The 12,248-nt window shown below is 41.8% G+C and carries 11 protein-coding genes; 7 read left to right on the plus strand and 4 right to left on the minus strand.

What is annotated here, in order from left to right; translation table 11 throughout:
* Positions 1-65: 65 nt before the first annotated feature.
* Positions 66-2,000, minus strand: coding sequence for a fumarate reductase/succinate dehydrogenase flavoprotein subunit (locus BDD43_RS06025; protein WP_121196825.1), 1,935 nt, complete (start codon positions 1,998-2,000; stop codon positions 66-68).
* Between the two features lie 40 nt (positions 2,001-2,040).
* Positions 2,041-2,817, minus strand: a complete 777-nt coding sequence (locus tag BDD43_RS06030; RefSeq protein WP_121196826.1) for a succinate dehydrogenase cytochrome b subunit — start codon at positions 2,815-2,817, stop codon at positions 2,041-2,043.
* Between the two features lie 162 nt (positions 2,818-2,979).
* On the opposite strand from BDD43_RS06030, the gene BDD43_RS06035 reads away from it, so the two are divergent.
* Entirely contained in the window at positions 2,980-4,116 is a 1,137-nt protein-coding gene (locus tag BDD43_RS06035; protein WP_121196827.1) for a TlpA family protein disulfide reductase, read from the plus strand.
* Here the strand turns inward: BDD43_RS06035 and pdeM are convergent, their stop codons facing one another.
* Complete coding sequence (gene pdeM / locus BDD43_RS06040) at positions 4,117-4,776, minus strand: ligase-associated DNA damage response endonuclease PdeM (protein ID WP_121201894.1); 660 nt, start codon at positions 4,774-4,776, stop codon at positions 4,117-4,119.
* Positions 4,777-4,931: 155 nt separating this feature from the next.
* Here pdeM and BDD43_RS06045 point away from each other — a divergent pair, with 155 nt between their 5' ends.
* The 4 genes from BDD43_RS06045 (at position 4,932) to BDD43_RS06060 (ending at position 8,515) form a co-directional block, all read left to right on the plus strand.
* Positions 4,932-5,615, plus strand: a complete 684-nt coding sequence (locus BDD43_RS06045; RefSeq protein ID WP_121196828.1) for a response regulator transcription factor — start codon at positions 4,932-4,934, stop codon at positions 5,613-5,615.
* A 2-nt stretch (positions 5,616-5,617) separates the two neighbouring features.
* On the plus strand, positions 5,618-6,970 hold the full coding sequence (locus tag BDD43_RS06050; RefSeq protein ID WP_121196829.1) for a sensor histidine kinase: 1,353 nt from the start codon (positions 5,618-5,620) through the stop codon (positions 6,968-6,970).
* A 96-nt stretch (positions 6,971-7,066) separates the two neighbouring features.
* Positions 7,067-7,564 carry a hypothetical protein gene (locus tag BDD43_RS06055; protein WP_121196830.1) on the plus strand — a complete coding sequence of 166 codons (498 nt, stop codon included), beginning with the start codon at positions 7,067-7,069 and terminating at the stop codon, positions 7,562-7,564.
* An 18-nt stretch (positions 7,565-7,582) separates the two neighbouring features.
* Positions 7,583-8,515, plus strand: a complete 933-nt coding sequence (locus BDD43_RS06060; protein ID WP_121196831.1) for a bestrophin family protein — start codon at positions 7,583-7,585, stop codon at positions 8,513-8,515.
* 249 nt (positions 8,516-8,764) lie between these two features.
* On the opposite strand, the gene BDD43_RS06065 is transcribed toward BDD43_RS06060, so the two are convergent.
* Positions 8,765-10,297 (minus strand): Do family serine endopeptidase, encoded by a 1,533-nt coding sequence (locus BDD43_RS06065; RefSeq protein ID WP_121196832.1) that lies wholly within the window; start codon positions 10,295-10,297, stop codon positions 8,765-8,767.
* Positions 10,298-10,494: 197 nt separating this feature from the next.
* Here BDD43_RS06065 and dapF point away from each other — a divergent pair, with 197 nt between their 5' ends.
* Together dapF and BDD43_RS06075 are read left to right on the plus strand one after the other, a co-directional pair.
* The gene (dapF, locus tag BDD43_RS06070; RefSeq protein ID WP_121196833.1) at positions 10,495-11,280 is read left to right on the plus strand and encodes a diaminopimelate epimerase; all 786 of its coding nucleotides are present in this window, start codon (positions 10,495-10,497) and stop codon (positions 11,278-11,280) included.
* Positions 11,281-11,471: 191 nt separating this feature from the next.
* Positions 11,472-12,152, plus strand: coding sequence for an NAD-dependent epimerase/dehydratase family protein (locus BDD43_RS06075; RefSeq protein ID WP_121196834.1), 681 nt, complete (start codon positions 11,472-11,474; stop codon positions 12,150-12,152).
* The last annotated feature ends 96 nt before the right edge of the window (positions 12,153-12,248 follow it).

Below are 12,248 nucleotides of genomic sequence, written 5' to 3' on the forward strand. Positions count from 1 at the left end.
ATTAGAGTCGAGAATCAAGAATCAGGAACCAAGACTCTTGCATCTTGATTCTTAATTCTTGCCTCTTATTTATAAGATCGTTGTGTTAACTTAACATTTTCATATACCAGTGCTTCTTTATTAAGCACTTCGGGTTGGTTTTCACCGGCGTATTCCCAGGCAGCTACAAAGGCGAAGTTATCGTCATCGCGTAAAGCTTCACCTTCTTCTGTTTGCGATTCTACCCTAAAGTGTCCACCGCATGATTCCGAGCGCATTAAGGCGTCGTCAACCATCAATTCGCCTAATTCGATGAAATCTGCAACCCTACCCGCCTTTTCTAACGATGAGTTAAACTCTTCGTTTACACCAAGCACAATAGCATTTTTCCAGAAATCTTCTTTTAAGGCATGTATCAAACCTTTGGCTTTGGTTAGGCCTTCTGCGGTACGGGCCATTCCGCAGTATTCCCACATAATTAGGCCCAACTCGCGGTGATATTCATCAACCGTTTTGGTTCCGCGTAGTGATAAAAGTTTAGCTATGCGTTCTTCAACATCTTGCTTAGTTTTAGCAAAAGCCGGGTTACTGGCATCAACCGGTTTAGGGCCAATGGTTGCCAAATAATCGCCCAGGGTATAGGGGATAACAAAATACCCGTCGGACAAGCCTTGCATCAACGCCGAGGCGCCTAAGCGGTTAGCACCGTGATCGGAAAAGTTAGCTTCGCCCAAGCAATATAAACCAGGAATAGTGGTTTGCAAGTTATAATCAACCCAAAGGCCGCCCATAGTATAGTGAACAGCAGGGTAAATACGCATAGGTGTTTTATATGGGTTTTCGTCGGTAATCTGGGCATACATGTCAAACAGGTTACCGTAACGAGCCCTTACTTCGTCCTCGCCTAAACGGGCTATGGCATCAGCAAAATCAAGGAATACAGCCACGCCCGATGCACCCACACCCTTACCTTCGTCAACTGCTTCTTTAGCGTTACGCGATGCTACGTCGCGCGGTACAAGGTTACCAAATGATGGGTATTTACGTTCCAGGAAATAATCCCTGTCTTCTTCCTTTAAGTCGGTTACTTTTAATTCGCCTTTGCGCAACTTTTGTGCAACTTCAACTGTTTTTGGGGCCCAAACACGTCCATCGTTACGTAACGACTCAGACATCAGCGTTAACTTAGACTGATGATCTCCGGATACCGGGATACAGGTTGGGTGTATTTGTGTATAGCAAGGGTTAGCGAAGAAAGCGCCACGTTTGTGAGCCCTCCAGGCTGCTGTAACATTACAGCCCATTGCATTTGTAGATAGGTAAAACACGTTGCCATAACCACCTGTACATAACAATACAGCATGGCCGGTATGGGTTTCAATAGCACCGCTTTTTAAGTTACGGGTAATAATGCCCTGTGCCTTACCGTCTGCTACTACAACGTCCAGCATTTCGGTACGGGTGTACATTTTTACCTTGCCTAAGTGTATTTGGCGGTTTAATGCCGAGTATGCACCTAATAACAATTGTTGCCCGGTTTGGCCACGGGCATAAAACGTGCGCGATACCTGCGCACCACCAAACGACCGGGTATCTAACAAACCGCCGTATTCGCGTGCAAAAGGAACACCTTGTGCAACACACTGGTCAATAATATTAACAGATACCTCGGCTAAACGGTAAACGTTGCCTTCGCGGGCGCGGTAATCACCACCTTTAATGGTATCGTAAAATAAACGGTAAACGCTATCGCCATCATTACGGTAGTTTTTAGCGGCATTTATACCGCCTTGCGCGGCAATAGAGTGTGCACGACGCGGACTATCCTGAAAGCAAAACGCTTTTACATTGTAGCCAAGCTCGGCCAGTGATGCTGCTGCCGAAGCGCCGGCCAGGCCGGTACCTACAACAATAACATCATATTTACGCTTGTTTGCAGGGTTAACCAATTTAAGGTTAAACTTATGCTTGCCCCATTTTTCGGCCAACGGGCCTGCTGGAATTTTAGCGTCTAAGATCATATTTTTGATATAATTTATATTGTTCCCCTAAAGGATTATATTATTTGTTTAAGAAATACACTATCGGCATAGCCGCAAAACCTAGCGGAATAACTACTGCAAAAAACCAGGTGCCAATAAACTCAACAATTGGTGTGTATTTACGGTGTATCCAACCCATAGTGCGGAAAGCACTTTGAAAACCATGTAGCAAGTGGAAAGATAAAGCACCCATGGCTATTACGTAAATAATAACGTACCATAACTGGCTAAAGCTTGCTGCTACCTTGGCGTGAATATCTTTAACACGAACTATCTCTTCGTTACCCTGGGTTGAAACCGAATGTTCAAAATCTTTAGACGCTGGCGTAAAGTTTGCCGCTGTTGTTACTCCGCTTGATAAATCGGTACGGTACTCTTTAAAAGCAACGGTATCTGTAAATTTATACTTATACCAAAAATCGCCCATGTGGATAACGATAAACAATAACAGGATAGAACCTAGCAAACCCATGTTTTGTGACGACCATGATGTTGGCGACTTTGGGCTCGATGCATAAGATACCGGCCTTGCCCTGCGGTTTTTTATGGTAAGTATAGTTGCATATAGTGCGTGTACCAGTATGCTGATGTACAACAGATATGCAATAACCTCTATCGGCGGGAAATGGGTTAAAAAGTTGGCGTAAACGTTAAACGAGTAACCGCCATCGTTACTAAATAACAGTAAGTTACCCCCTAAATGCACTATTAAAAAAGTACAAAGAAACAATCCTGTTAAAGCCATGATCAGCTTTTTGCCCAATGAAGAGTTAAAGGTTTGTTTAAATTCGCTCATTATTTATCAGATTTATTTCGACAAAAGTATTTATTAAATAGCAAAAGATATAAATGGAATTTGCTTAATCGTGCATTATGATTTATTTAGAAACATTCTAATATAAAAATGTAAACATTGCCTACAACGTAAAACTTTATATTGCATCATCAAAAAAAACCTATGAACAAAAACAGTATTTTAATTGGGCTGGCTGCTTTTATGTTAACAGCTTGCAAAAACCCCAAAATTATTCAATTTGACGTAACCGCAAGCGGCCTGCAAAACGGCGTTTTTGTGGTTAAAGACCAGGGCGGCCAAACCATTTTTGGCGAAAACGTTAAGGATGGCAAATGCACCGTAAAAGGACAGCTAGATGCACCCGGTTTTTATTTGCTGGATGTTATTAAAACCGGAGATAGGGAACATTTACCTTTTGAGGTTTACCTTGAACCGGGCACATACAAGGTTTCGGCATCCGCAAGCGAATTGGCCAGTTATCCTAAAATTGAAACCGACTCGAAAAAGCAACAAGAGATTAATGATTATAATACCCTCAACAACCAATTGGGCAACGGCATAGAACAAGAAACAGCAAACCTTAACAAAGAATTTGAAGCAAAAAAAACAACACTATCAAAAGACGCACAGCGTAACTTGCTTACCAAAATTGCCCAATCGGAAGACAAGGAACGCAATATACAATTTGAGGTTTTAGAACAATTTATAAAAAAATACCCCACCAGCGAACTGGCCGCTCACTTTATGGCCAGACGGAGTTATGATGAAGAGCCGCAAAAATATGCCGACTTATTTGCTAAGTTAAGCCCGGCTGCAAAAAGCAGCAGCGATGGTATTGAACTGGCAGCCAGCCTTGATATTGCCTTAAAGCTGCAACCCGGCAAAAAAGCACCGGCTATAGCCGGGAAAACTTTTGACGGAAAAACCTTTGCTGCAATTACCGCAGGAAAAAAAATATTTCTGATTGATTTTTGGCGATCCGTTAATCAGTTTAGCCGCGTAAATCACGAAAAAATTTCGGGCATCTATCAGGATTTGAGCGCACGTGGTTTCCAGGTTATCAGTGTTTCGTTAGATAGTAAACAACTTTGGTGGGCAACGGCAGTTAAGGACGACAAGCTACCCTGGCCGCAAATGAGCGATCTTAAAGGTAACGACTCGCCCAACCGGGCAAACTGGGATATTAGCACCATACCTACTTACTACCTTGTAGATTCGGATTGGAAAATTTACAAAAAAAATATTGGAATAGGCCAAATAAAGCTTGAGGCATCGCAGTATCTGGATAAGCATCCTTAATTAAAGGGCTATTACCTTATCGCTCAGTACGCCAAACACGCGGTCGGTTTGCTGGTGTTGCAATGCAACCTTACCAGTAAACCGGCCAAATGATGGCAGTATGGCTTGCTTATCAGCAAAAGCAAAACACGGTAAAGTTACTGATTGCCTGCCGCGCCCCCGTAAATTAACACCCGGGTGAATATGCCCGCATAGTACATAACCAGTAGCTTGTTGTAATTGTACAGGCGGCAGGGGGTGGTGGAGCATCAAAAACGGTTCTATCAATAGTTGCGCATGCAGGCTAATGTTTAGCTTTTGATAATGACTATCGTGTATAATATCGTGATTGCCGCGTATTAAAACAATTTTGAGGTTAGGGAATTGCCCGCGCCAAAGAGCAAACCAATCCCAATCGGTATTCATATCGCTATGAAACAAATCTCCCAAAAAAATAAGCTTTTGAGGTTGATACTCCCTTATCAGATCAGACAATACAGCCAGATCATCCTGAGCCAGATCTCGCGGAACGGCTATACCGGCCTTACGGAAATGACCGCCTTTTCCTAAATGAACATCGGCCGCAATCAGGGCTTTTTCTTCTTTCCAATAAATGGCTTTTTGACAAAGCAAAACTAAATTTTGTTGTAAAAAGGGAAACACTAATTCGTCACACATCATTGCAGATGCAAATTTAATGTGTTTAAGAATGCCGCCACGTAAAAATCTTACAAAAAGATTAAAAACATTTTCTCCGCAATTTAATTGTAAGGTGGAGTTAAACCGCATATTGAGGTTTTATAATTCAAAACCCTTTATAATATACTTTTTGCCGAATGACGATATTATTAGTTGAAGACGAACCCAATATTGTATCGGTTATTAAACGAGGCCTTGATGCCGAAGGATACAGCATAAGTGTTGCCATTGATGGCCTAACGGCCCTGCAAATGATTGCCGACCATAACTTTAACCTCGTTATAATGGATATTATGTTGCCTGGCATGAATGGCATACAGCTTTGCAACCATATAAGAGAACACAATAATCAATTACCCATATTGATGCTTACCGCATTAGATTCGACAGAAAATATTGTGACCGGCCTTAACAGCGGGGCCGATGACTACATGGTTAAGCCTTTTAAAATGGCCGAACTAGCGGCCCGCATAAAAACCCTTTTGCGAAGAGCGGGTAACAACCCACAAACTTTAAAAAACCTGTACAGAATAGGCGAAGTGGAACTGGATGCCGATGCCAAAATTGCCACACTTAAAAACGAGCCACTAAATTTAACCGCTACCGAATACCGGTTGCTGGAGTATTTTATAAAAAACCAGCGCAAAGTACTATCGCGTATACAATTGCTGGAGAGCGTTTGGGATATTGATTTTAACCTGGGCACTAACGTGGTTGACGTATATATTAATTACCTGCGGAAAAAGCTCGATAAAAAAAATTCCACCAAATATATTCAAACCGTTTTTGGGATGGGTTATATGATGAAACAGGGCGATTAAAAATGAAAATACAGGCCAAAATAACTTTACTTTTCTTAGCCATATCAACCGGAATTTTACTGTTGCTTAATGCTTTTATTTTATACTTTGAATACAAGTTTAACTACCAGGATTTTTATAGGCGTTTAGAAGCACGGGTAAACCTTACCGCGCAGATACATCTTTTTCCGGGCGAAGAGAGCCGGGCCTATCAACAGGTGCGTAATAAATATATTGAAAAGCTTGACAATGAAAAAGAACTCATATTTAAAGCCGATACACTAGGCCGGTTTATAAATAGCACGGTACCGGCCGATTTTTTTAACACCATCATAGGCAATGGAGCCGATACGCATAAAGAAGGGAACCAATTTTATGCCGGTAAGCTGGTAAACCATGGTACCGGAAAGTTTATTGTAATAGTATCGGCAACCAACCCTTACGGGCTGCGCGAAATAGACGAACTGCAAAAAATATTACTGATTGGTTTTTTAGGATCGGTGGTGGTGGTTTTTTTTGCGGGCAAAGTGTTTTCGCACTATACATTTATACCCGTAAGCAACCTTACCGAGAAAGTAAAAAGCATTACATCAAACAATTTGCACATGCGGCTTGAGCCCAGAGGGAAGGATGAAATAGCAGAGCTATCGCACACCTTTAACGACATGCTTAACCGGCTTGAAACTGCTTTTGAAACACAAAATAATTTTGTTAGCAATGCCTCGCACGAGTTACGCACCCCGTTAACCATTATTAACAGCGAAATTGAAATTGCCCTAAACAATTACCCCGCCGGTAAGCAGGGGCAACAGTTTTTAAATACGCTACAAGGCGAAACAAATAAATTAACGCAAATACTTAACAGCCTTTTGCTGCTGGCACAATCGGGCTATGACGGCAAAAAACAAAACTGGCAAAACATACGTGTTGACGAGCTTTTATGGCAGTCAGTAGCTTCTATAAAAAAAATTCATCCCGAAAGCAATATAGAGGTTGATGTAAGCCAGCTGCCTGATAATGAAGGAGCCTTAATTACACAGGGCAACAGTAACCTGCTTAACCTGGCCATAAGCAACATTATTAGCAACTCGTGCAAGTATTCGCAAAATAAACTGGTTGTGGTTAAGTTAAGCGTGCAAAATAAAAAAATCATTATATCAGTTACCGATAAGGGAATAGGTATCCCCAAGGATGATATGCAGCATATTTTCGAACCTTTTTTTAGGGCATCAAACACGAGCGATTATAATGGGCATGGTGTAGGCCTGCCATTGGCACTCAATATAGTACGCCTGCACAAAGGCAGCATAGGTATACGGTCGGAGGTAAATACCGGTACCGAAATGCAAATATTTTTACCATCGGCTGAGGCCTGATATTCTAATCAATTTCTAATAACTCTCTTATCAGTTGTTAATTACCGTGCGCTAACATTGCATTAAACAATATTAGTTAACTAAATAATTACAACCATGACAACTATCCTAATCCCTACAGACTTTAAAGCACAAACCCTTAACTGTGTTCCCGAATTATTAAAAAAGGTTTATCCGGAAAGACTCAACATTATATTGGTACACCTATTGGATATTACCTACTCGGAACAAGAACTACTGATGCTGGCAAGGCGATCGTCTGAATACCGCCATATACCCGGCGAGTTTTACGCAGCATGCGCCAGGTTAAAAAAATTATATCCCGAAAGGATAGACAATTTTAGAATTGAATTTTTTTATGGAAGCACGGTGGCCTTGTTTAATAATCTTTTAGAAGCAAACAGTATTGATGTTGTGGTTAAATTGAATGATTACCATTACGACCAGCTTACACAAAACAGCATTGACCCAACTGCACTTATAGCCCGCTGCAACAAGCCTGTAGTACAACTTGACTGTAAAACCGCTGTTGACTATGACTTGCCCAAGGTAGAAAAAAACCAAAAAAACCCATTAACACCAAACGCAGTTTAACGTTAAAAAACAAGGTTTATGTTACTTAAAAAGAATATTCCTATCAGCTATGTTTTTGGCAAAATAAAGTTAGAAATGACGCTACTGGCTATATACTCAACAGCGGTATATGTAGCTCACACGTATTTTAATTTTCCGGGCGTATCTATCCCCATTGCCATACCGAGTATTTTGGGAACCATTATTTCGCTACTGCTTGCTTTCCGTTCAAACCAGGCTTATGATAGGTGGTGGGAAGCCAGAACATTATGGGGAGCCATAGTAAATGATTCCCGGACATTTGCTCGGCAAGTATTTGCATTTGTTGATAACTCGTACAACGATGCCGACAAGCGCATGATGAAAGAGCGCATTATTAAACGGCAAATGGCCTGGTGTCAAAGCTTAAGCAAGCACCTACGTGGCCACAATGCCCGCCCGGCACTGGATAAGTATATATCCGAAGAGGAAAGGAGGGCCATCGCCCACATAGACCACGTTCCGTTAGCACTATTGGAACAACACGGATCCGATCTTCGTTTACTGCTTCGTTTAAATTGGATAAACGAATATCAGCAGGTAGCCATGGACGAAACATTAACCCGCTTTTCTAATTCAATGGGTGGCTGCGAGCGGATAAAAAACACGGTTTTCCCGGTAACGTACAGCTTTTACATTCACATATTGGTACTACTGTTTGTAATGATGTTACCGTTTGGGCTTATTGAATTATTCGGTGTGTTTCAAATACCTTTGGTTGTGGCTATATCTTCATCGTTTTTTTTGATAGAAAAGATGGCCATTCACCTGCAAGATCCTTTTGAAAACAAACCAACCGATACCCCAACAACAACAATAAGCAACAAAATTGAGCACGATTTGCAGCAGTTACTTAACGAAGATGTTCCGCAGGCAAGGGATAAAGAGAATACCACTGTTGGAACCAAGGGAACGATGTACTACGTTTTATAATATTCATACGCTGGTTTTCTTTTTTTATATTCCTTTATAAACTCAAACAGCCGGTTTTTACCGGCTGTTTGAGTTTATAGATAATGATGATAACAATCCTTAACAAGTTCCTAACGGTGTTCTATATTTATTCTGTTCCTTAACTTAATCACATTGCCATTAGCTTCATTTATCAAGCCCAGTATAGCGATCAACAAAAAAACGCCCGGCAGTTTAACCTACCGGGCGTTAAAAACATACTAATCAATATTATCTAACTGTATAAACATTATTAAAGGCTGCGCCTTGAGGGTCTATGCCAGATATTTTGAGGTTACCGTTTTTTAGGTTGGTAAGTGCCTTGTCAATATCGGCTGGAGCGTTAATTGGCATACTGTTGATGCTGGTAATTACCGAGCCTACTTCAATACCCAGGTCGTCAAACATTTTACCGGGGCGCACATTGGTTACTGCAACACCCGATTTTAAGCCGTATTTAGCTTTCTGATTATCGGTTAAAGCCTGGAAACCTGCGCCTAATTTGTTGTATAGTTCTTCGGCAGATTTGCTAACAGCCGCGGTGCGTGTTTCGGCAGTTTCAGCCTTTAAGGTTACCGAGAAAGTCTTTTCGGCACCACCACGTATTACAGTAAGGTTAATTTTATCGCCCGGTTGCAAGCGGCCAACGGTTTCTTGTAAGTCGGAAGACTCGGTAACGGTACGTCCGTTTACTTTTGATATGATATCGCCTTTATGTAAACCGGCTGCTTCGGCTGCGCCACCTGCTACCAGGTCGTTAACGTATAAACCAACGGTACGGTCAATACCTAATTGTTGTGCAGCATCCGGGTTTAACTCGGTAAAGCTAACACCCACTAAGCCACGTTTTACCGAACCATATTTTTGAATATCATTCAATACCTTTTTAGCCAGGTTAACCGGGATGGCAAAACCATACCCTTCGTATGAGCCTGTTTGCGACGCTATTGCGGCGTTAATACCTATTAACTCGCCTTTTGTATTTACCAATGCACCACCACTGTTGCCCGGGTTAATGGCGGCATCGGTTTGGATGAACGACTCGATAGCCTTATTTAACTTAGGCGCACTTTGTTGTAAACGGGTGCGGCCAAAAGGGTTATTCTCTTCCTCATCACCATGACCGATGATGTTGATATTACGGCCCTTAGCACTAATAATACCCGCAGTTACTGTTGAAGTTAAATTAAACGGATTACCTACCGCCAATACCCACTCGCCAACACGGGCATCGTCCGAGTTGCCTAATTTTACTATTGGCATATTGGTTGCACTTATTTTAAGCAAAGCCAAATCGGTATTAGGGTCGGTACCTATAACCTTAGCCTGGAAAACCCGCTTGTCGTTAGTGGTGATCTCAATTTTATCAGCTTTTTCAACAACGTGGTTGTTGGTTACAATATAACCATCCGGCGAAATAATTACCCCCGAGCCGGATGCCTTTTGAACGCCTTGCGGGCGCACGCGCTGGCCAAACATCTGGCCAAACATTTGCTCCATCTCGTCCTGGCTGCCGCCGCTTGTTGCTGCATAAGTAGTACGGATGTAAACTACTGCCGGGGTTACTGCTGCCGCTGCTTCGGTAAAATCAACATTCCCGGTTGACGAAATTACGGGTTGCTCCCTGTTGCTTGCGAAATAAACTTTTTGGCGATCTTCGAACGACAGGTTACCGTCTCTATTGTTCTCAATTACCTTATAAGCGCCTATCGCCATAGCGCCACCTAAAAAGGCAGTTAAAACTGTTAAACCAAATTTTTTCATAGCTTTTTCTTTTTCACTTTTCTTATTTCAAATTTAATACCATATATACTATTACGTCAATACTTAATAACAGTATATTGTGTTAAAAAATGTTAAACATTTTAACATCATAAATTTAGCATGTTTTATTATCACAAACTAATGATATAAAACATGCCCTTTAATGAATATTTTTGTGACAACTTTATTTAAAAATAGTGAATATTAAGTTTTATAAGTACCAGGGAGCCGGCAACGATTTTGTGTTGGTTGATAACCGGAAAAATGTTGTAGATCACCAAAATCCGGCTTTAATTGCTCAAATATGCAACAGGCGCTTTGGCGTTGGCGGCGATGGAATGATGTTTTTGCAAGATAAGCAAGGCTACGATTTTGAGATGGTTTACTATAATGCCGATGGGCAGCCAAGCAGCATGTGCGGCAACGGTGGCCGCTGTATAGTTGCCTTTGCCAAATACCTGGGCGTAATTGAAACCGAAACTGAATTTTTGGCGGTGGACGGCCCACACTATGCCAAAATTTCCGCAGAGGGCGACTGGGTTAGTTTGCAAATGATTGATGTTGACACGATAAACAGCGACGGCGAAGCTTATGTACTAAACACCGGTTCGCCGCATTATGTACTACAGGTAGACGATTTGAAAAGTAAAGATGTTTACCACGACGGGCGCGCCATACGCAACAACGCAACTTACAGCGAAAAAGGTATTAACATCAATTTTATTGAGCCTTTAAACGATGGCTATTTTGTACGAACCTTTGAGCGCGGCGTGGAGGACGAAACCTTTGCCTGTGGTACCGGCGTAACGGCAGTTGCTTTAGCAATGGCGCAACACCATAACCAAACCGGACATGTTACTACCCCCATTAAGGTTTTGGGTGGTGATTTGAATATCCGTTTTGATTACGATGGGAAACGATTTACCAATATATTTTTGGAGGGCCCGGCGAAGTTGGTGTTTGAGGGTTGTTTAGATGTGTGAGAACGGAATGCTGATGACAGATCCTAAAAAAAACATAGCCGCAAACACGGGTTTTAATGCTGTTCTGTGAGCTTTTCACCAAAGCGAAATTGAGCCTTAAAACAAAACACCGCGAAGTTATATTATCGATATTTGGATAACTAAAATAACAAGTTATACCTATAGCTGTTATACGGGTAAGCATTAAAAGCATGAACCAAAGCAGCAGTACAAAAATAAGGGTAATAGTAACAGGAGCAACCGGCATGGTTGGCGAAGGTGTTTTGCACGAGTGCCTTAATCATCCTCAGGTTGAAGCGGTATTGATTGTGAACCGCAAACCATCGGGCTTTAGCCACGCCAAACTGACTGAGGTTATTCATAACGATTTTTTTGACCTCACTGCTATTGAACAGCAATTGGTGGGATATAATGCCTGCTATTTTTGTTTAGGTGTTTCGTCGGTAGGGATGAAGGAGCCGGAGTATACCACAGTGACTTACGACCTGACGCTGAACTTTGCAAAAACTCTGAGCCGCCTAAATAGCGATATGACTTTTACTTACGTATCCGGAGCGCATACCGATAGCACCGAAAAAGGCAGCAGTATGTGGGCCCGCGTTAAGGGTAAAACCGAGAACCACCTGGCCAGGCTACCTTTTAAACAGGAGTTTAATTTTAGGCCAGGCTTAATGAAGGCCGCGCCCGATGCCCAAAAAACACCGAAACTTTATAAGTATTTAGAGTGGCTGTATCCTTTTTTACATTTGTTGTTTCCCAACTCATCATGCTTATTATCCGAAGTTGGCCAGGCCATGATTAATGTTACCCTGCATGGCTTTGATAAAAACATTTTAGAGGTGAGTGATATTGTGGCTGTAGCGCATAATTGAGAATTAACTTAAACAAGTTGCACCTTTCGCTGCGTGGCTATATTCAATGTTTTAATAACAACCCAAATACTATGTTAACAACTGTAGTTAATAATT

The organism is Mucilaginibacter gracilis (genome assembly GCF_003633615.1).
GTDB classification, from domain to species: domain Bacteria; phylum Bacteroidota; class Bacteroidia; order Sphingobacteriales; family Sphingobacteriaceae; genus Mucilaginibacter; species Mucilaginibacter gracilis.